The following is a 20,710-nucleotide window of genomic DNA, read 5'->3' as shown; positions in this document are numbered from 1 at the left end:
GCATAGCGACATCGTCCAGCATTTTGCTGCAGTGCACAGGATTGTTACAATATTATGGCTTCTGAGCAATTTCCTCTGTGTACACGGTGGCGAGCCGGCTGGCCAGAACCCGGTAACTGCGCTGTTCCTCAATAAAGGCCGGGCCGACGGCCGCAAGCAAACGAGCGGCAGGCAGGTCGGCAAGAATGACGCCGATCTGTTCGGCCATCGCCTCAGCGGTGCTGGCCGCCAGGCAGCCGGCACCGCTTGCACGCAACACATTTTCCTGGTCCGGACTGTCATTACCCACGCAAGGCATGCCCAGCGCAAGGTATTCGAGCAGCTTGGTCGGCGAACTGTAATCGAACAGCGCGCCGCGTGGCACATAGGAAAGCGCCACATCAGCGCCACGCAGCAGGGCCAGCGCCTGCAGCGACGGCAGCCAGCCCGTAATATGAATGGCATCGGCAAGGCCAAGGCCCGCCGCGTAAGCCATCAAGGCGGGCACATCGGATGCCGTCGGCGAATCGCCGATCAATAGCAAACGTGCCGATGGCTGGCGGCGGCGCAGAAGCAGCAGCGCATCGAGCAGCACCGTCAGCTCGCGCGAGCTATCCAGCGTGCCGAGATAAGCCAGCACGGGGACGTCTTCCCAGCCGGCCAGGCGGCGTGGCGCTAATCCTTCCGCATGCAGCATGTCCATGTCGACGCCCATCGGCACGGCGGTGATTTTATCTTTTGCAACACCTCGTTCTACCATCAATTGCTTCATCGCTTCACTTTGCACAAAAACATGGTCCGCCCATTTCAGCACAAATCGGTACAGGAGAAAGCGCTCAACCAGCCCCTTCAACAACACGATGTAGTAACGCTTGCCCCTGCCAGCGGCAATTGAGGATCGGGCACGCGCGATGCGCCCTTCACTCATCAGAAATGATACCCAATATGCAAACCGGATACCCTTGCAACGAGCCATCAGCATCGCCAGCAGACCGATGGAGACCATATCTCGCACCTGGATCAAGTCACACTGCTTTTTACTGGTCGCCAAGACACGGCCGAGGCATAGCTTGAAAAATGCCCACTCTTGGCGCAAGCGGCTGGAATACTCGGCGGGACGCGCCTGTGTCATATACGCACCTTCCACCAACTCCCCCTTGCCGGCCCTGCCAACGATGTCGCATATCACGCCATGAAGCGGCAGGTATTTGCCGAAAAGGGTGGCCACGTCGACACGGAAGGTTGGCAAGGGCTCAGGTACAAGTTGCAATAATCGAAATACGTTGTGTGATTTCAAGGCAAACATCCCATATAAGCCCGTCAATGAAAGACGCTGAAGAAGGATCGATGGCAGCTACGCGGCCATCGATCTCAAAGAACAGGCATATCATACCCGCGCCAAGGCAAATAATTAACAAAAAGTCAGCTTCATTGACAAAAAAATCCCCCCCGCACTTTCGCTTGCACTACCATCGCTCATCCGCACATAAAAAAACCTGCCCCTGAACTGACCCCATATAGTTGGACGGTTTAGTTCGCCAGCTTATGCAGGGCTGAGCTCCGTACAGCGGCTCACATATACTGCAACACAGAGAACTTGGACTCTGCATTGTAATAGCTGACCTTTTTTACCTGACCGTCAATGCCATGCGCTGCATGCAATTTAATCCACAATCTCACAGTTAAATGATGCAGATTGTGCTCGTCGGCCAGCTGCTTATACCCACGGCACCGGACAAATATTGCCGGTCAATGTCGAGCTTAAATTGCTCACTGTACGTCGAAATGAAAAACCCCAAAAATTGGTGTCCAACTTTTGGGGTTCAGTTTACGCTGCAGGTTTTTTACAGCTAATCAAAGATCTTTGACACACAACCTCTATCTATTAGTTCGGAATCATGATCGCCTGTGCCCCAACCATCAACTGCTTGCCAGTGGCCGTGGTGGTTAGAGTCGTCTTCGGACGCTTGCAGCCGACATCGAGCAATACAATAAATTCGCCAGTCTGTGCAACATTCGTTTTCACAAATGCACCATGATCTTCGGTTTTACCTGGGGCCGGCGGTGGTCCCGAGCGCAGCTGGTAGCTATTGGCCTCGCCGCCCAATGAAGTAATGCACAGGGTACGATCAATCTTGGTAATCTTCACGGCAGTTGCACTCTCCTTGGCGATCGGTCCAGCCGCATGCAGATTCCATTCGAACGACATCGCTGTGGGTGCGGAAAGCCTGTCTACCACCACCACCGCGTCTTGTCCACGCAAATACCATACTTTGCGCACTGCCGAAGTCAACGCTCCACCATAGGCCGGAGTCGCATCACCAGCCGCATAATCCAACGTCGGGGTCGTAGAAAATGCCGTGATCTTGCCATTTCGGCTCAGGTTATTGACGTTATCGTTGATTAGCTGGCCTATGCCATTATTGAACGTAATAGCATTATGCGATTTAGTCTGGCGATACCAAGACATCACCAGCGGCGAATAATAATAATCCTCATATCCTGCCTCAATCAGCAAACGGCGCCCGCCACTATCGATCACCAGCGCGTTCTGATCGCCATGACCATGATTATACGAACCATAGGGACTGGATTTGAAATATACGGAAGTACGAGCACGGTCCGCCAGATTACTATGCATGGCGACCCATCCGATAGTCGGATACAAGGCGGCATTGGGCGGCGGTACGGGTGTCGCAGTCACCGTCTCAACAGGCAGAGGATAGGGCGCCTGAAACAAAGTCAGATCGGCCTCTTCGCCAACGATATTCTTGACATACCAGGCAGCCTGAGGTGTCTTGAAGCGCGACGCGAAACCCTTCAATACAAAATTATATATATCACCCTCATGTTGATCGCCAAATACCTGTCCTGGCGCACCTGGAGGCAAGAAATGCATCAGATAACGCGCAAAGCCATTACTCCACGGCTTAGTGAAAATATTCACTCCAGTCGCTTCAGCCATCGGCTGCCATAACTGCAGGGCATACTCCGTATTAAACATCGCATAGGAAGTACCATTCGCATAGCCGCCTTCGGGACCACTCCAGGCGTACACCGCGTTGACATAGGAGCGGAAAGAAAAATCAAACCAGGTAGCCGCAGCAGGGATATCGCCCATCGTGAGCGTGGAAATCACCGCCAGATAGCCGAGCGCTATCACGCCATGAGCATCGAAGGGGGTTTGATCTAACCTGTAATTATTTTTGATCAGATCAGCATACATAGGATTGACACGCGCAGAAATGGCCGCCATCCAGAGTGCTTTGCGCTGCGGATCCTTACTCAACTCGACCGACAGCAAGTCCGCGCACTTGGCCAATGTCAACATGATGCTGCGTGTCGCCATATCATGATTGACATAGCTGGTCATGCCCCCAGGATCAAGTACCGCCAACTGATTACCGCGTGCCAGTGCTTCCTGCAGATATTTGCTTTCACGTGTAAGTTGATACAACAGTGTCGCACCCAACATTTGATTGGTTGCGCTGCCTATGGCTTGAGAAATCTGGGTGACATACGCAGTGCGCGCTGCGGATTGCGTACTTGACGTCACTGGCCAAAGCGAATCCGATGGTGCAGCCAGCGCACGGGCACCACCCGGCATGAGACTGGTTACCTGTGCCGTAAGGCGAGTCAGTGCAGCCCCGCGCGCTGTGCGCAAGGCCGGTGTCCAAGCACTCAAAGGCAGAAAATCCGCGCGTTGCTGGCGAGGACGAGGATGCGCCAGCACTTTGCTCCTGATTAACTCGTTGTCGGGCACTTCAAACGCTTGTGAAGAGCTATCTATCGTAAAGGTACGCGGCGTCGACCAATCGGTATTGGTACTGGGACGCACGCGCCAGCTGTACTGGCCGGCGCCAAATGCCGTCGTCGGCAGGTAAAAGGTACGCTTAGCCGTGTATGTGGCGAACACGACACCATTCTTTAAAACTTCAACAACATAGGACGGTGGCGCGGTTGTACCAGGATATTGTGCCCACCCAAAGGCAGGCGGATTTTGCGCCTGTATCTGCCGGTCGACTGGCGCAGGCCGGACAATGAACACCTCTTTCGACTCGGCCCAGTCAGCCTGACTGGCTCCAGCCATCACACTCAGCGCCAGTCCAAGAGCAACTGAAAAAAATAACTTATGATCAACCATTATTGGCTCCTACAAAAAAATAATCGGATACGACAGGAAGCGATATCACCTCATCGGGCCGGCTAGGCTGCCGCATAAAAATGCAAACCGCATAATCATTATGTATTAGCACTAACCGCTATTTCACCTGCTTCTTAATCGCCCAACTATACACCGGATATAAGATTATAGCGTTGTCCTGATCCAACAAATAGTCATAACAGTGGGATAAAACAAAAACTTGGATACGATAATTGCAACAAATAAAACATTATTAGACAAATATATTTCCGATGAAATATTTCAAGATGAATTAAATGCGGCGAATGGAAAATGATAATTTAATGGAATATTTATATATTTTGCCACATATTCCACAGCGACTAACCACCATATACTCTATGCAACAGAAAATTCAAGCTATTAAAATGTGAGAAGAACACATATCCAATCTCAGGCAACGCGCGGACTTGTCAGTTTTGCAAACACAAACCGCCTCACGGTAGCCGTGTGCCGTTCGGTTAGCGCCCAGAGGAGAATGGATGCGCCATTAATCGCCAACAAATACAGCATGAAACGAAGCACCGTATCGTAGCGAATAGGCTGTGGCGCTGCCAACTGGGGGTCGAAACTCATGATACAGAAAGTCAATGGCAGGTGTAGTGCGTATAAAGAAAAGCTATATCCGGAAAAAAAATCCGACAGTTTTTTCAGATAATTGGCAGAAATATCCATTGATATTAAAACAAGAAAAACCGTAAAAAATCCAAGCGCGAAATCATAACCGAGGGCATCTGGGTAAATACGTTTAAACAAAATAAACATGAAAACTCCGACAACAAGAAAAAAAGCCGCGAAGAAGCGCCGCCATATACTCTCGTAGAAACAATAAGCAGCGGCTCCTATCATCCAAATTACAAACATCATAAAATAGGCCAGCGGTCTACCCTCATCATTCGGCTTTGCCGAATAAATAAATAAAAATACGACAAAAAGACTCAAGAGCAGGCATAAAATTCTCGCATTTTTCTTGAAAACAAATATACCGAAGCCAGCCGGCAATAAGATGTAATACCAGAATTCATTGGAAATACTCCACAGCGAAAGATTCGTTCCATACTGAAAACCGATAATCATTTGCAAAAAAAATGCATTCAATACAAATGTCTTGATAGAGTCTGGCTCCAAGCTGCTCCACCACTCAGGAAAAAAGGGGGCGCGGCTGGAAAGTAAAGCGTCACCGCCACCGTATTTAAAAGCCAACCCATCGAGCAAGGCTGTCATTAATAAGGCGGGCAGGATAACTATCCACAATCGAGTCAATCTATCGATGAAATACTTGAACGAATCGAAGCGTTGTGATCGCATTGCCTCAATGACCGGCCCGCCAATCAGGAAACCACTCATGACAAAAAACATGATAACTGCTTTGTGGGCTCCAGAGCCGCACATGTTCACCAACCATGCAAGCGCACCAGTTGTACCTGCGGCGTGGTCAAAGAACAGGTAATTGGCATGCCCGATAACAACAGCTTGGGCTGACAAGGCGCGCATGACATTGAGCCAGATTGATGTGTTCGAAGGAATTCTCTGCATAGACTAGCTCGACTAACGAAGGTTAAAAAATTCGCCTCTCAAGTAGCAGGCATTCCAGGCCTTGCGAGCAAGCACATCGGGAACGATAGTTGGCAATCGGAGCGACATGCCGCCATTACTGGGCTACTGCTTGCCCACGACGATCCAAACGCGATTCCTTTGGTAGCGGGCATCGGCCACGCTTTGGGCGGCAAGCGAGTCAGACACTTGATTTGGCATGGCGGGATATCCGGCGAAAATATGCTGTTACAGCATTGACATGTCGCATACCCGGCTGCTCGATGAGTCTAAATGTCATGAAGCAAATGCATACTAGTAACGGGGTCAACAATAAGATGATTGACCAATGCAACAAGGGAGAAAATGTCATGGCACGCTCGCGGCCAATTACAAAATGAAACGTCACGAACAGCAACAAACCATGCAACAAGTAAATACTGTATGCGAATTCACCAAAAGTGCGTGATACGGCAGTATGCAGAACGCCAAATATGCTGGCCCCGCCCGCAATCATTGCAAAAGCTATGGATAGAAGCAATAATGATCCAAACTCATGCGCAGAAGCGAAGGCCAGGCAGGCGGTGCCGATACAGACAACAGTGAAAATGCTTGCAAGTCGGCTTTCACAAAGTCGGCAAAAGGTAGGTGAAAGGACTAGTACGGCAGCAGTCATTCCCGCCAAGAATGCCAAAAAGTGGTGAACAGGGGCCTGTCTTATTATCGCGGCTGTCAGCACGCTCAAAAACACCAAGGTACTCGTCAGCAAATATGGCCACGGCGGCATGATGCGCAGGGGTAAAGCCAATAATGGCAACAAAAGATAAAACAGCCATTCGTAAGGCAGCGACCATGTGACGCCTGCCATAATGTGTGTAGTATTTTTAATGCCGTTCAGATCTGGTGCATCCAGGGAAGTAAACATTAGCCATTGTGCGGCATGCATCAATAATGCGGGCAATGTTTCTTGCCTGCGAAAACCAGAAAGACAAGCGACGGTAATAAACAAGAGCACCATGGCAAACAGATACAGCGGTGTCAGTCGCAAAATCCGGGAGACATACAGCTTCCCCCAGTCGACTCCCCTACTACGCGCAGCGAGTAATTTTGCATAAAACAAGAAACCGGTAATCATGAAAAACATGGCGACACTGGCATGTCCAAAATTCGTATAAAGAGCCGATGGCGGCACATTCCATGCGCCGTAGCGCACATAAAAGTACCATATGCAACCATGGTGCAAGAATACAAAAAATGCCAGGTAACCACGCAAGCCATCGATTGACGCATAGCGTCCGGCAAGTGGTGGCGCTCCCCATCTTTTAGCAATGAGAGCACAACAAAGTAATGCCAGCAGCAGACTCGCCATGGCAGGCAAAAAACTTACAACGTCCATTATTACTTTCAGAACAAATATAGAAATACGGCCCAGTATCATTACGTTGCATTAGCAATACTGCTTACGTGGTCAAATGGTCTAAAAGAAATATCCCAACGACGCTGCAACGCCATGCGTTTGACTATCTTGAAGATCAGTCGCTTGACGCGGCTGTCCACCCATGATGCTTTCAGACCGTAGTGATGGATACCAATAGTCTGAGAAGTAATATCGCTGTACATTAACTGCATGGCGTTCTGCGAGTTGTTGCGGTCATACGGATTAAACGGATAAAAAGTAACTGGATCCAGTTGCGTGCTATTCCCGCCGAGATCAAGTTCCACCGCTTTTTTTAGCACCACCGGTGATGTGGCAAAAAGGCGCTGCCTTATCAACTCACCCAAAATAAGTTCACGGGCAGTTATCATCACAGGATTGCCGGCTTCGCATGCGAGAAAGCCGGTGCCATAGCCCGCTCCCACATCCTTGCAGGTTTCGCGGGCCATCAGACATCCATGCAAGTTGAGCAAGAGATCGAGCGAAGTAATCAACTCCAAATCCGTGTCAAGGTAGATACCACCATATTTGGAGAGGACGTCAAAGCGCACCCAATCGGCAACGAACGCCCATTTTTTTTGAATAATGGCTTCTCGACAATAATCATTGTCTATATTGGCATTATCCTCGTTCCATAACTTCAACTCATACTCTGGACAATATTTCTTCCATGAATCAACACAGCGGCGATGCAATACACTCATCTCACCCCGACCAAACCAGCAGTAATGTATAACTTTAGGAATCATTGATTTCTCAGAGCAATTTTTCGTAGCAAGATAATTTTGATTGCAGCAACGAATGTGACGTGAATCAAAAAGGAAAGTACAGCACCAGACAGGCCGAAATACATCGTCAATATTGACAACTCCACCAAATACAGGAGATTTGTAGCTACTGAGATAATCGTTGATTGACGCAATTTTCCCAACGCCCAGTAAAACGAATGCGTTGTCACGAAAGTGCCCGCCATCACGGCTGTAAAGAGAACCACGGCGAATTCCAGCACATAATCCTGCAGTACAGGAAACACCAATGGCATCCAGATAAATTTACTCAAATAACAGATGGCACCGGCAGAAGCCGTTACCACAAACAGCATCTTCATCGTTTTTATCCACAGTTCGAACGCCCCCTTCAGATCGCCGGCATTGGCAAAAGCGGCAAACTCGGGAATCGATGTCGAATAAAACGGCGCCGTAGCCATATTGACCAGCGCATAGATCCGCTTCAAGATACTATAAACACCCAAGTTGTAACCCGGCAGCGTCAATCCAATGATGATGCGGTCGAGTTGCGCCACAGGTAAGTCACAGATCGCCTGCAAGGTCCCCCACTTTCCCACCTCGACCAGGCGTGCCGGGCGCAAATCAGTGCCGGGCAAAGTACCTTCAATACCGCTACGATTGCGAAAAATTAGCACAAACAACACAATACACCGGATGACCTCCGGCAGTGTGTAGGCCAGCACCATACTCGACAGCGTAGGCTGATAGCGGGACACTACGACCAATACAAGCAACTTGAGTAAATTGGCCAGGAAACCTGCATACATCAATACCTTGTATTGATTGACCAACCGGAAGTATGCGTTATGGGTGCCAATGACGGGGAAAATCGCAGCCAGGGATAATAATAATAAATTTACAGTGGAAAACTCTTTTAATTGAGGCAAGGAAAATAGAGTCAGCCCCGCCACCACCAGTATGACAGCAGCCATCGAGAGCATTTCATAGCCTAGACTTCTTACAACGGCAATACGCAAAGTGGCGGCATCAATACTGTGCCCCGGCATGACTATCAGCATCCCTTGCCAGTACTGAAATCCGCAGACGGTAAATACAGCCAGGGCGATCGATTGCACAAGTACCAAATGACCATATGACTCCACGCCGGCAATGGCAAGCATGACAGGAATGGTAATAACGCTCACTCCGGCTCCAGCCACATTCAGCAAGAACATCATGGAGCTATTTTTGAGCAGATTATTAAATACCTTGCTCGATACAGTCATGCCAGAACGCCATGCGGAGTCTGGCCCGGCATGGACTGAGAATGCACCTTCGCCGTATTAGTGACAGGTTTGCCGTAGCGAGAAAATTGAACGATACATCCTAGCGAAAAATAGCACAGCAACTGTATGGCGGGTTCATCAATCATGGTCCGATTGTAGATCAGCGTACTTACAAGCAATATCAGGGTCACAGTACTGGCATCAGCCATTGCCAGCCGCTCGGGACCGGCCTGGCTGCGCGCCACATAACGCGCGCCTTGCAGTATCCCCAATATAAAAATGGAAAGATAGGCCAAGGTGCCCAGGATTCCCACATCCCACAGCAAGCTCGCCAGTCCAGTAGCGCCAAGTTGCAAATTACGATAACGTGCCGCGACATAGCCACGCCCGACGTTCTGGCTCGTTGAACTTGCGCTGGGACCGTAACCAATCAAGCGTTCCTGGATACTTGGAACCGGATCCAGATACCACAATACCAACGAGGCACCGCGACTAATTTCCCCTGTAACATAATTGATGCCATTGGGATCCACCACATACCCGCCGACACTGTTAATCTTTTCTTCCATGGTGTCAGTTTTCGTATGGTTCCCCCAGTACAAAGCATGGTAAGCCATGAAGATGCCAGAGCTGATACTGCACATCAAGGCCACGAACATCACGAAAACCAGGATATTTTTCAACACCTTACGCCGCACCACCCAGAACACCCCAAAAGGTAGCCAAATAAAGACCGCCTTCACTTCGCCCAGCAGAATAATAGCCAGGCCAATGATAAACATGCCAACTACATGCGAAACAGGAGTGATGCCTTGTACCCAACGCGCTAGCACGTAGAGCATCGCCACAACGGTAAACAGCACAAGTACCGGGCTCATGTTGCCACCGAAAGAACCCACTACGCTATCCCAGCCCATGGTAGCTATATTAAAAAAATGTTGGTAGAGAGCTAATGGCAGCTGTGCCAGCGCAATCACCACGATCATTCCCCACAGGACAAGTAAACGCCGATCAGACCATTCAAACCAGTACATAGCAAAAAGAACGCCAAACATGGGCAAACAAAAACGTAGAACGGAAATTAACTGAGCGGTTGATGCATGCCCCATAAAAATACTAAACGCATAAAACGCCAGATAAATCCAGGCTGCGACAACTATACGCGTGGCGCCGGCAAAGCTTTCACCGACCTGATCCTTGAGCAATTGATTGGCCAGCGTCTTTTCCAGAATCGTCCGTGCGAAGAAGAGCGCAGCCAAGCCGCTGGCCATCCAGGTTGCCAGACGCAGATTGAAAAAATATTGTGCCGTGCCAGATGCAAAAAACACAACCACAAACAACAGTGGCAATAGTTTTTTAGTATCGACAAACAGCAGGATTGGTATAAAGATTAACAAGCCAGCCAACATGATCGTTAGCTGAATCGCCCCCAGGGCGATGACCATGCCAAGCAAAAGCGCCGTCGCCAATCCAGCCAGGGCTAACAGGAAAGCAGTAAAGACAGGCATGCCCTTCCTGGCCTTGCGACGCGTGGACTGCGCATCCCGCGTATTGCCTGCTTTCAAACCCAGTTTATGGAAAGAAAAACTCATATGTATTCCATGCACAGCGCGTACGCTGGACTCAATAATGTGAACCGCCAGAAGTGCTGTCTGCTATAGCGACGAGCTATGCCAGCCAATCGCGCACAGCGCCTATGCCGGGATTACCTTAGTGCGAGGTACCAGAAAAATGGTCGCGCAAGTCGGGTGGCATGGATTGCAACAACTGATCTATAAATGCTTGCTGCAGTTGGTAACCTTGGTCGATATCCTCGCCGATACTCGACACACGCATCAATGTCGCATCAGGAATCATGCCCTGCAGTGCGTAAGCCAGTTTGACTTTTTTGACTTCCCATGAATTGGGTACTGCCTTGTCGCCAACGACAACCCAATATGTAATAGGTTCGACGCGGGAATTAAGCGTTGCCACTGTACGCGACGTCGCAATACTTCCTGCGACCGTCGGCAAGACGACTTGGCTGGTTTGACCGACTGCAAAGCCCTGGCCGCCATAACAACCTTCCGGGAAATGTACGGACAGGTTATCGCGTTGGTCAGTGCCATAGGCAATCGATAACATAATCCGATTGCCTTGCCGATTAACATAAGTGCGCGACAAGGTTTCAGCGTAGATTTTATTGAGTTCTGCGACAGTGGTAGGATTGACCACTGCGGCGACCTGACTTGCATCCTCCTGCCAATCGCCAAACTTCGTTGGAATCGCCGTGGCGAGGATGATTTTCGGGCGCGTATCGGACAGACGCAATGTTGGCGTGACGGCCTTGGTGCAAAGGGCAGCGATCAGCATCAAACTACCCATGATCAGACCCATTATCGAACTTTTCCTCATGATGCCACCTTTCGGGCGTTCCAGTGTCGCGCTAACCATTGCAGTAAAGAATCCAGACTCAAAATCAGTACCAAGGCACTCACGAACAGCACCATCCCCGCGAAACCATGCAGGAAACCCTGCCCTGCCGCATCGCCAAAATAATAAGTGATCAACGTCAATGCCACGACGCGCATGACATTGGCCGTAAAGGAAATAGGAATAATCAGGATCGCCAGACCGATATTGCGGATAGCCGAGGTATGGCGCACCAGATTCAGGTAGAACAAACCCAAGGCTTCCAGCGTGAGCAAGGTTTGTAGCCCGGCACAGGCATCGGCGACCAAAAGCTGATACTGGCCAATTTGCAGGATCACACCTGTACGTGCGATCGGATAGCCGGCCCAAAACAGAATATGCTCACATACATACGAGACGGCCATCTTCATTGGTAACGTTAAGGTACTGACAACCGAGCTTGGTAACGGAATCATGAACAACATGAAAAAGAATGGGAACCAGGCGGCTCGCAGCGCTCCCACTCCCAGCTTGAGCACCAGGATGGCTGCCGTGATCATGACGAATGAGCCAATCTCGAAGGCAAGAATCTGCTGCGAACGACCGGCGATATAAAGCAGCAGCGCGGCGATAAAAAGCAGCCAGCCGGCTACGGATGCACGGTCTTGCTGGGCAACAGCCAATATCTGCTCGCGTTGGCGCCAGATGAGCCAGACTGAAAGTACCAGGATAATCGGCCCATGCGCCTGCTCTTCGGTCATCCATATACCAGTAAACAGGGTATAAAATGACGGGATATACAGTGCCGCAAAACCAATGACAATAGGCAACCATTCCAGCAACTGGTCGCGCCGCGGCAAGACGGACGCCAAGTTCGGCCGAGTGCTCGTATTCATCAGAAATCGACCAGTACCGAGCCGACCACTTGTGCGCCGCTGTGCAGCATCTGTTCGGTCATGGCGTTGATGTCGCCGACAGGCGTGTGGTTCTTGCGCGCCACCAGCAGGACGCCGCCAGTCCGGGCGGCCAGGGCCAGCGCATCGGAGCCCAGTGAAAAGGCTGCCGAGTCGTACAGCACCACATCGTAAGACGACTCAAGTTCCGTGCGCAGGGAAGAAAACGCGGGGCGGCTCAACAGTTCCTGGGGATTCGGCGGCAAGGTGCCGGCCCCCAGCACGGACAGATCGACGAACGATTCGATACGCGTAATGACATCGCGCTCGGCACGTCCCGCCAGGATATCCGACAAGCCCTGCCGTCCGGCAAGGCCAAATATCTCGTGCTGGCTGGGGTTGCGCAGATTTGCGTCGACCAGCAAAGTCTGTTCGCCCAACTGGGAAAATACCACAGCCAGGTTGGCCGCGAACAGGCTGGTACCATCGCCACCGTTGACGCCCACAACCACCAGCGACTTGCGGCCCAACGCCATCCAGCGTAGCATCAGCTGGCTGCGGATGGCGCGCAGCGTTTCCACTTGCGGGCTGAATGGCTGATAAGCGGCGATCAGCTTGTCGGAATACCTGCCCTCCCCCTGTTGCAGATAGGGATAGTCGAACTGACGCGCCAGGACTTGCTGGATATCCGCCTCCGTCACCAGACCCAGGCGCTGGGCAGCTTCGCCGAAACGTATGCCCAATTCCTTTTGCATGCGCAGGACACGTTCGGCACTTTCCGGCGTAATCTTGCCTGATGCGAGCAAAAGCCCACCGATGCTGGAATCGGCCGTCCGCGGCGCCGCGGATACTAGCGGTTGCAATGCTGGATTCATATTATTTCCAATACTTAATTAAGACGCAAGCTGCGGGGCAACAACGATTTGAAGCGGTTCAAGCGCGGACGCGTCGGCGCGCTCCAGTCGATCGAGCCAAGCACAGGCAACTGCAACAAATCGCTCAAATCGGCTTCGGAACGTACGCGACGGTCCAGCATCTCGGCCAGCAAGGAAAACCCCACGCCCAGCAAGCCGCCCAGAAACAGGGCCAACAACGTGTTCAACATCACTTTCGGACCGGCCGGCCTGATCGGTGCCACGGCAGGGTTGAGCAGGGAGATATCCGACTGCTCCGATTGCCCCTCGATACGGGTTTGCGAGAAGCGTTGCGAGGCGATATCGAAGGCGCGCTGGGCACTTTCCACATCTTTTTGCAAGACGCCCATTTCGTCACGGGTACGGTTCAATTCCAGAACCTTGTCCTTTTGCGCCGCCAGTGCCGCACGCACGGCGCCTTCGCGCTGCTGCAGGATACCGGCATTCTTGCTCACCGAGCTCGACGTCACGCGCGTGCCGTCCGCCAATTCCCGGCGCATGCGCTCGACTTCGGCGTTCAGGCTTTCATATTGGGGATGATTGCGTCCCAGACGCTGCGCCATCTCGGCCAGCTTCGATTCAGCCGTTGCCAAGCTCAACTTCAGATTCTGCACCAACGGGTTCGACGCCACGTCCGGCGACTCGGAACCGGCATTGCCTTCGGCCATGCGCTGACGCGAGGATGCTTCCATCGCCTGTCCTTGTGCGGCCACGAGCTGTGCCGACAGGTCATTCAAGCGATTCGATTCAACGTCAAGACGGTTATCGACACTGACGATGCCATGCTCCTGCTGGTACTTCGACAGGCGGCTTTGCGCCACTTCGAGACTGTCGCGCAGCAGCTTCGTTTGCTCATTGAAATAAACGGCCACTTTTTTCAAGGGGTCGACTTTCAGCTGAATGCTGGTTTTCTGGTATTCATCGGCAAATGCATTCGCAATAACGGCGACAAACTGCGGATCGTTACCCTTGAAACTGATATCGACCACGCTGCTTTCGCGCGACGGTACGATCTCCAGCTTCGCCAGCAGCAGATCCGCCAACCAATCGCGCACGGTGCCCTTGCCTTGCGTGGCTTCATTAAACTGGGCAACGACGGCAGGATTGTCCGCCAGACGCAAATTATCCACGACCTTCAGCGCCACATTCTTGCTGCTGATAATATCAATTTGCGTCGCCATATAACCTGGCAACAACTGCATCGGCAATGCCAAGCCCGTGACGGGATCGACGCCCTTGTAGTTGATCAGGAGGGATGCCGTGCCTTTATACGTCTTGGGCAACAGCAGGCTCACCACCATCGTCGCCCCGACTGTGATAAGCAAAGTGAATAGTAAAATCCGTTTGCGGGCAAGCAAGACGAGCAGAAACTGGTGGAAATTCATGGTCAACTCTCATATTAATAAACAAAGCCAGCCTGGCCATAGCGCCGGAACTACGCAGCTTAGAACAAGCTTTCTTTGACATACACCACGTCATCGATTTGGATGATGTCGTCATGCTTGGCGTCGATTATTTGCATGACACCTGCCGCATCGCGGCGCTTGATGCGTACGCCACGCTCGGTGCCGCGCTGCGTCAATCCACCACCAACGGATAAGGCCTGCAGCACCGTCATCGAGCGTTCCAGGCGGAACGCCCCAGGACGCTGCACTTCGCCATAAATGTAAAACCGTGGCGCCCGTTCGACGTACAGCACATCGTTGCCGGTCAGGTCGAAATCGCGGGCCAGATCGGCGCTGCGCATCATATCGACGATATCGATGGTTTCCTTAGTGGTGGTGCCGCCGCGCTTGCGGATCAGGCTAACGACGTCACCTCCATCCGTATTCTGGCCGCCTGCCATGGCAAGGATATCGAGCAGGCTGCGCTTGCCTTCAATCGGATACCGGCCCGGGCGATTGACTTGCCCCAGCACGGACACTTGCTGACTTTGCAGGGCAGTGACAATGATATTGACCTGTGCCTTGCGCAGAAAGCCACCGCTCTCCAGCGCCTGCCCCAGTTTCTTTTCCGCAGCCGCAACCGACAGGCCCCCTACGGCAACACTGCCAACCAGCGGAAAGGTAATGCTGCCGGCCTCGCTGACACGTGTCTCCAAACCCAAATCTGGACTGCCATACACGGAAATTTTCAATACATCACCGGCGCCAAGCAACACCTCGGCGGCTCCTGCCACACCAACACTGCAAGCCATCAGTACGGCGGCTGCCCACATCGCAAGTCGTTTCATGATTTGCTCTATCCTTTTAAAAACTTCTGTTAAATCCGAAAGATCCCTGCCTGCTCTTACTTCAGGCCTGCCACGCCGCGCGCATTCACGTCGCTATTGTCGGCCGCCGGCGCCGCTGGCGCCACCACTGGCACTGAAGCGGCAACAGCGGCTGAGGCGGACGCCGAAGCCGATGCCGGCTTGTCCGTCTTGTTCAGATACTCGATCTTGGCGCTGGCGCGTAAACGCTTCAACTCGGCGTCCGCGGCCTCTTTGTTCTTCTTATTGAAAAGGAACTGTTCGATCTGCGGCGCCGCCTGCGCCAGCGTCACGGGGTTGTCCTTGATGTCGGCCAGGGAAATGAGCAGGGTACGATCACCTTCGCGGATGATGAACAACTGGCCTTTTGGCATCCCGGCTAGTTTGCTGCTCAATTCAGGCGCGAGGTCAGCGCTGGTGCGCGACAGTTGCGTACGCCCATATTTGACCTTGTTGGCATCCAGCCATGCCGCAACCTCTTCCAGCGTTTTCGCGTCATCCATCGCCTTCTTCAAGCCATCATTCATGTCGGACGAAGCGATGATCAGTTCACGCATGTCGAACTGCTTGCGCTGGCTAAAGTACTGAGGATTCTTGTTAAAGTAATCTTCCGCTTCCGCCGACGAGGGCTTGTTGATGGCGCCTATGCGTTTTTGCATATAGGCTTGAGCAACGATCAGCGCCTTGGCACGCTCAACGGCTTGCACGACCTTCGGATCACGGTCGATCTTGTCCTTGATCGCCTCGTTCTGCAATAGCTGGCGGTCGATCAACGATTCCAGCAATTGTTTGCTGGCCGCTTCCTGTTGCACTGCAGGAACATTGGCACGCTGCAATTCCTCATTCAGCTGCAGTACTGTAATTTCCTCGCCGTTAACGCTCGCCAATGCCTGACCGGCCTTTTTTTCCTTACCTCCGCAAGCGGACAACCCGGCAGCAGCAAAAAGCACCAGCACAGCGCACAACAATCGGGTGTTGCCGGCTGGCTTGGGCATAGTCAAACGAGAGTTGTGAAAATGATTCAAGATTACTCCTTCGGATTCATTATTAAAAAAACAATTTATTGCAACGCAGCGCGATAGCACAGACATATCGTTTTACCAAAATGACACAAGTCATCAGCGACTAGCAAGCTATGCAAACAATTATTAATATTGTAAATATGATACACAAGATGCAAGCCAATATGGAAACATTTTTGCTTAAAAATCTACTAGGAGGCTTTTAATACAACTATTTCCATTGTCGAGCCAATAAATAAGTTACACAAGAGAAAATACTCTTCAATGTGGATCGGTTCAGAGCGATAGCGCCTGGGCTCGTAATACATCTTGATCACAAGCGGCTGAACTTGGGGGCCGCTAACAGCGGATGACGGCGAGGATGAGGCCGATTCAAGGGGCATGCAGGTCGCAAGAAACGTCCGCTCAGCGACAATGATGAGATAGGCTGCCCCCATATGGGCGGCCGTGACACTGGGAGCATGCATTGCCAGTGCACTCTGTCGTTGACGTTTGAACGTATCACCGAGCTACCCTCCACCTGGGTTATACCTGACTGCACACAACGCTACCTGACTGGGCATATTTTATCGCGTATTGACTGAGCGCAAACTAAATCGCACATCATTTTCCACCCGACTGCAATCAATGCGCATTGTCACGCTTCAGCACGACTTTCACGGTCCGCATGATGATCCACAAATCGAGCCACAGTGACCAGTTACGCAGGTAATCGAGGTCAAAATGGATGCGCGCTTCCATCTTGTCCAACGTCTCCGTTTCGCCACGCAAACCGTTGACCTGGGCCCACCCCGTGATGCCGGGCTTGACCTTGTGGCGCAACATGTAGCCCTTGATCAATTTACGGTACTGCTCGTTATGCGCCACCGCATGTGGACGGGGACCGACAATACTCATGCGCCCTTGCAATACATTAATAAATTGCGGCAATTCGTCAAGCGAACTGCGGCGTAAAAAACCACCGATGGGCGTGACGCGCTGGTCGTGCTTGGTGGCTTGCACGACCTTGTCACCATCCTCGCTGACCGTCATCGAACGGAATTTATACACGATAATTTCCTCGCCATACAGGCCGTAGCGGCGCTGACGAAAAATCACGGGCCCCTTCGATGTCATCTTGACGGCGATGGCGATGACCAGCATCACCGGCAACAGCATAATCTGGATCAGCAAGCCCAGTACGATATCGCTCCCACGCTTGACCATGCTGTTAAAACCAGTGAACGGCGACTCGCGAATAGCGATCACCGGCATGCCGCCTACATTGTCGAAGCGCGCCTGCATCAGGTCGAAGATATAGATATCCGGCAAGAAATACACGGATGCGGTCGTATCCTGCAATTCATCGAGCATTTTACGGATGCGCGGCTGGGCGGAAATTGGTTGGCTGATGAATATCATCTTGATATTATGTTCGCGGACATAGACGGCGATGTCGGCCATCTTGCCCAGCATGGGTTCACGCATCTTCTCCGGCCAGCGGTCATCGGTACGGTCATCAAAGAAGCCCCGCACCTGCATGAACAGGTTGGGATTGCGCTCCACCGTGCTGGCAAATTTTAAACTGGCATCATTGGCACCGATGATCACCACGGAACGCACCTCGCTATCACGCCCCGGATCCGCGACGACACGCCGCGCCGCCAGATGGCTAGCCAGCAGCACGAACGGCGTCAGCAGGAACCAGGCCATGACCAGGTCGTGGCTGTAATGGAACGCCAGGCCCGTGGCGGAGCCCAGAAACACGAGGATCAGCGCGGTGATCGCCCAGCCGACGAAGACATCGCGGGCATAAGCTAGCATGCGGCCGCTGCGCCAGGTCCGGTACGGATCGACATACTGGAATACCGACGAGGAAATAAAAAAAGCCAATATCATCAGTACCAGGGAGTAGCCAGTAAACGGCGTACCCGACAGTACTGACAGCAAATAGAGCGTTCCCATGATGATCACAGGGTCAAGCACGCGCTGGAAAAACGAAATCAGGGGTATATCATTAACCGTCATGATGCTCTTCAGAACTGCGCACTGGCATTGAAGGAAATGCCATTAGCGTGATAACTGCTGGTATTAATAAGCGGCGCACCTCGGCGTGTGTCACGGAAGGCATTCACGCCCAACTGGATATTCGGACGTGGCGCATACGTCAGGCCCACGGTCGCGGTGCGGGTCGTATCGCTGACATCGACGGGCAAGGACAGACCACTTACGGCGGAAAAATCGCGCTTCTCGCGCCGCACCTGGGCATCCATCCTGACCTTGGCGGAAATATCCCAGGCCGCTGCCAGGCTGGCGCCGTTATTCAAGCTGCTGGTAATCAATGAATTTTCCACGGCGGCAAACTCATGCCACAGGCTGCCAGTAAACCGTACTTTTCCCAGCGGCGCCCAATACACGATCACGCGTCCGTTGGCGCCACTGGAATCGCGTCCGCTGAACAGCTGGTTTTTGCGCTTCACCCAGCCGCCGAGCAACTGCACTTGCGTAATGCCGCTAACACGCCAATAGATATTGGCCTTGACCTCATCCTGCTCATACCCTTGTTCCACACCAAAGGCGGCCAGGCTGGCCCGGTTAGGATACGTGCCTTTCAGATGGCGCAACTGGACCCCGATGCGGCTCTCGCTGGCCGGCAGGTAATCAAGGCCGAGCTCGTATGCATCTTCCTGGCGCTCCGAAAATTTCTGCGCGATGGCATCATAGGTGTATTTGTCGCGCGAAAAACCGCCGCGCACGCGCCAGCTGGGATGAAAGCGCCAGCCGCCATTGACATATTCACGGCGTGTCGTACGCAAGTTGCGCTCCGTGCTTTGCAAGTCGCTGAACGGTGTCAGGGTCTGCGAATAACTGCCGCCCACATGGCCTTCGAGATGATTGGCAATATGCCATTCCAGGTCGGCCAGGTAGTCTTTGCCCGTATAGTCGAGCTGATCAAAGTGATCGAAATAGACGCGCGACCACTTTACCTGGCCCGTCAACAGTTGCCGCCCGATCGGCCGCCTGATCAGAAATCCCGCTTGCACCTGGCGCGAAGTATCGGAACGCGTACCGTCGAAACCGGCAGCACTGTCGTCCAGCCGGAACAAATTATTATCATATGAATAAGTTGTCGCAATGAAGGGGGAAATCGTGTCGCTGATCGCCGCCCAGACCGGTACGCTGCAGGTCACGCCACCAAGCAGCATCAGCGACGCAGGCAAGATGCTTGCCATGGCCAAGGCCAATCGCTTGCGTTGCATTCTAGGTTGTCCGGCAGAGGCTGGGCTATGAGGCAAGGAATTCAACATGGGTATTGTCTTTGAAAGAGCAAACAGTTAGTTGGCAATATTACCAGTAAGTCCAGTATCCACCAGAAATAATCCAGAGACCTAGTACGCCATTCGTCACGCCGTGCGCAAGAATAGGCGACCACAGCGATTGGCTACGCATGTACAGCAGGCTATACGCGGCGCCAGCAACGATGCCAGCCAGCCATAAATTGTGTTCAAAACCAAACAGTACCACGCTGACAACAATTGCCTTGGCGCTGGCCAGGCGTGGCTGAAATTTCAGGAAATCAGGGGCGTCGATCCAACGCAACAGGAAGGAGCGCCAAAACAGCTCTTCCATCACGGGCACCACCAGGGCCGCACCAGCGATGCGCAGCACCACCAGACTCCATTCGATCTGACCATCATTGCGCGGATCAAAGCCCTCGGCACTGCCGATCATCATCCAGCCTGCATCAAGGTTAATCCACAACAGAAAAACAACAAGCCCGGTGGCCAACGCCACGGCCATAGCGCGCGCGCCCAGCGGCGTCCACCGTAATTCCGTGTAACTGCGGCGCCAGTACAACAACATGCCCAGTACGACGCCGATCTTGACAGCGTACAGCCAGCGCAAATCCTGCGCGGCAACGCCCAGGCGACCGAGCATGTCGGCGATGAAGATGAAGGAGAGGTAGGCCAGGAATGGCGCTACCCGTGGCAAGGCGGCGCGGTCAAACATGTTGATGCGCACCGGAGGTGGAACCACACGCCGGACGCCGTGGTCCGGAACGCGTGTTTTTCATGACAAACATGCATCCTCCGATGTAATAAATATAATTATATA

General features: G+C 52.4%; 16 protein-coding genes. All 16 read right to left on the bottom strand.

The window, feature by feature from the left end; translation table 11 throughout:
- Nucleotides 1-52 precede the first annotated feature (52 nt).
- The 16 genes from ACP7DE_RS14730 to ACP7DE_RS14655 all read right to left on the bottom strand — a co-directional run bounded on the left by ACP7DE_RS14730 (nt 53) and on the right by ACP7DE_RS14655 (nt 20,632).
- Entirely contained in the window at nt 53-1,276 is a 1,224-nt protein-coding gene (locus ACP7DE_RS14730) for a glycosyltransferase (RefSeq protein WP_426072794.1), read from the bottom strand.
- A gap of 588 nt (nt 1,277-1,864) precedes the next feature.
- Nucleotides 1,865-4,123, bottom strand: a complete 2,259-nt coding sequence (locus ACP7DE_RS14725) for a DUF4962 domain-containing protein (protein WP_426072793.1) — start codon at nt 4,121-4,123, stop codon at nt 1,865-1,867.
- A gap of 432 nt (nt 4,124-4,555) precedes the next feature.
- On the bottom strand, nt 4,556-5,698 hold the full coding sequence (locus ACP7DE_RS14720) for an acyltransferase family protein (RefSeq protein WP_426072792.1): 1,143 nt from the start codon (nt 5,696-5,698) through the stop codon (nt 4,556-4,558).
- A 199-nt stretch (nt 5,699-5,897) separates the two neighbouring features.
- A complete protein-coding gene (locus ACP7DE_RS14715; protein ID WP_426072791.1) occupies nt 5,898-7,133 on the bottom strand; it encodes an acyltransferase family protein in 1,236 nt (411 codons plus the stop codon).
- Nucleotides 7,133-7,879, bottom strand: coding sequence for a glycosyltransferase family 32 protein (locus ACP7DE_RS14710; RefSeq protein ID WP_426072790.1), 747 nt, complete (start codon nt 7,877-7,879; stop codon nt 7,133-7,135). Before ACP7DE_RS14710 ends, ACP7DE_RS14715 begins: the two co-directional genes overlap by 1 nt.
- Entirely contained in the window at nt 7,876-9,144 is a 1,269-nt protein-coding gene (locus ACP7DE_RS14705) for a lipopolysaccharide biosynthesis protein (RefSeq protein ID WP_426072789.1), read from the bottom strand. The genes ACP7DE_RS14710 and ACP7DE_RS14705 overlap by 4 nt, the downstream gene beginning before the upstream one ends.
- A complete protein-coding gene (locus tag ACP7DE_RS14700; protein WP_426072788.1) occupies nt 9,141-10,736 on the bottom strand; it encodes a hypothetical protein in 1,596 nt (531 codons plus the stop codon). Before ACP7DE_RS14700 ends, ACP7DE_RS14705 begins: the two co-directional genes overlap by 4 nt.
- Before the next feature lie 118 nt (nt 10,737-10,854).
- Entirely contained in the window at nt 10,855-11,520 is a 666-nt protein-coding gene (epsI, locus tag ACP7DE_RS14695) for an exosortase-associated protein EpsI, B-type (protein WP_426072787.1), read from the bottom strand.
- A 14-nt stretch (nt 11,521-11,534) separates the two neighbouring features.
- Complete coding sequence (gene xrtB / locus ACP7DE_RS14690; protein WP_426072786.1) at nt 11,535-12,431, bottom strand: exosortase B; 897 nt, start codon at nt 12,429-12,431, stop codon at nt 11,535-11,537.
- Nucleotides 12,431-13,303: a chain length determinant protein tyrosine kinase EpsG gene (gene epsG, locus ACP7DE_RS14685; RefSeq protein WP_426072785.1), complete on the bottom strand. Its 873-nt coding sequence runs from the start codon at nt 13,301-13,303 to the stop codon at nt 12,431-12,433. Before epsG ends, xrtB begins: the two co-directional genes overlap by 1 nt.
- Before the next feature lie 14 nt (nt 13,304-13,317).
- Nucleotides 13,318-14,727, bottom strand: a complete 1,410-nt coding sequence (gene epsF, locus ACP7DE_RS14680; protein ID WP_426072784.1) for a chain length determinant protein EpsF — start codon at nt 14,725-14,727, stop codon at nt 13,318-13,320.
- A gap of 59 nt (nt 14,728-14,786) precedes the next feature.
- Complete coding sequence (gene epsE, locus ACP7DE_RS14675; RefSeq protein WP_426072783.1) at nt 14,787-15,575, bottom strand: polysaccharide export protein EpsE; 789 nt, start codon at nt 15,573-15,575, stop codon at nt 14,787-14,789.
- Nucleotides 15,576-15,631: 56 nt separating this feature from the next.
- Entirely contained in the window at nt 15,632-16,618 is a 987-nt protein-coding gene (locus ACP7DE_RS14670) for an EpsD family peptidyl-prolyl cis-trans isomerase (protein WP_426072782.1), read from the bottom strand.
- Nucleotides 16,619-17,239: 621 nt separating this feature from the next.
- On the bottom strand, nt 17,240-18,622 hold the full coding sequence (locus ACP7DE_RS14665) for an undecaprenyl-phosphate glucose phosphotransferase (protein WP_426072781.1): 1,383 nt from the start codon (nt 18,620-18,622) through the stop codon (nt 17,240-17,242).
- A gap of 8 nt (nt 18,623-18,630) precedes the next feature.
- A complete protein-coding gene (gene epsL, locus ACP7DE_RS14660) occupies nt 18,631-19,827 on the bottom strand; it encodes an XrtB/PEP-CTERM-associated polysaccharide biosynthesis outer membrane protein EpsL (RefSeq protein WP_426072780.1) in 1,197 nt (398 codons plus the stop codon).
- Between the two features lie 115 nt (nt 19,828-19,942).
- A complete protein-coding gene (locus ACP7DE_RS14655) occupies nt 19,943-20,632 on the bottom strand; it encodes a CAAX prenyl protease-related protein (protein WP_426072779.1) in 690 nt (229 codons plus the stop codon).
- Nucleotides 20,633-20,710: the final 78 nt, after the last annotated feature.

This window comes from Janthinobacterium sp. DSP2-3-3 (assembly GCF_049897325.1).
Classification (GTDB): domain Bacteria; phylum Pseudomonadota; class Gammaproteobacteria; order Burkholderiales; family Burkholderiaceae_D; genus Janthinobacterium.
The sequence above is the reverse complement of the archived record's forward strand: the minus strand, read 5'-3'. Positions and strand labels throughout refer to the sequence as shown.

Coding starts and splice junctions, on each gene's coding strand:
- epsI (WP_426072787.1), bottom strand. CDS start 11,520: ATGGGTCTGATCATGGGTAGTTTGATGCTGATCGCTGCCCTTTGCACC.
- ACP7DE_RS14700 (WP_426072788.1), bottom strand. CDS start 10,736: ATGAGTTTTTCTTTCCATAAACTGGGTTTGAAAGCAGGCAATACGCGG.
- epsE (WP_426072783.1), bottom strand. CDS start 15,575: ATGAAACGACTTGCGATGTGGGCAGCCGCCGTACTGATGGCTTGCAGT.
- epsF (WP_426072784.1), bottom strand. CDS start 14,727: ATGAATTTCCACCAGTTTCTGCTCGTCTTGCTTGCCCGCAAACGGATT.
- epsL (WP_426072780.1), bottom strand. CDS start 19,827: ATGGCAAGCATCTTGCCTGCGTCGCTGATGCTGCTTGGTGGCGTGACC.
- ACP7DE_RS14710 (WP_426072790.1), bottom strand. CDS start 7,879: ATGATTCCTAAAGTTATACATTACTGCTGGTTTGGTCGGGGTGAGATG.
- epsG (WP_426072785.1), bottom strand. CDS start 13,303: ATGAATCCAGCATTGCAACCGCTAGTATCCGCGGCGCCGCGGACGGCC.
- ACP7DE_RS14665 (WP_426072781.1), bottom strand. CDS start 18,622: ATGACGGTTAATGATATACCCCTGATTTCGTTTTTCCAGCGCGTGCTT.
- xrtB (WP_426072786.1), bottom strand. CDS start 12,431: ATGAATACGAGCACTCGGCCGAACTTGGCGTCCGTCTTGCCGCGGCGC.
- ACP7DE_RS14720 (WP_426072792.1), bottom strand. CDS start 5,698: ATGCAGAGAATTCCTTCGAACACATCAATCTGGCTCAATGTCATGCGC.
- ACP7DE_RS14725 (WP_426072793.1), bottom strand. CDS start 4,123: ATGGTTGATCATAAGTTATTTTTTTCAGTTGCTCTTGGACTGGCGCTG.
- ACP7DE_RS14715 (WP_426072791.1), bottom strand. CDS start 7,133: ATGATACTGGGCCGTATTTCTATATTTGTTCTGAAAGTAATAATGGAC.
- ACP7DE_RS14705 (WP_426072789.1), bottom strand. CDS start 9,144: ATGACTGTATCGAGCAAGGTATTTAATAATCTGCTCAAAAATAGCTCC.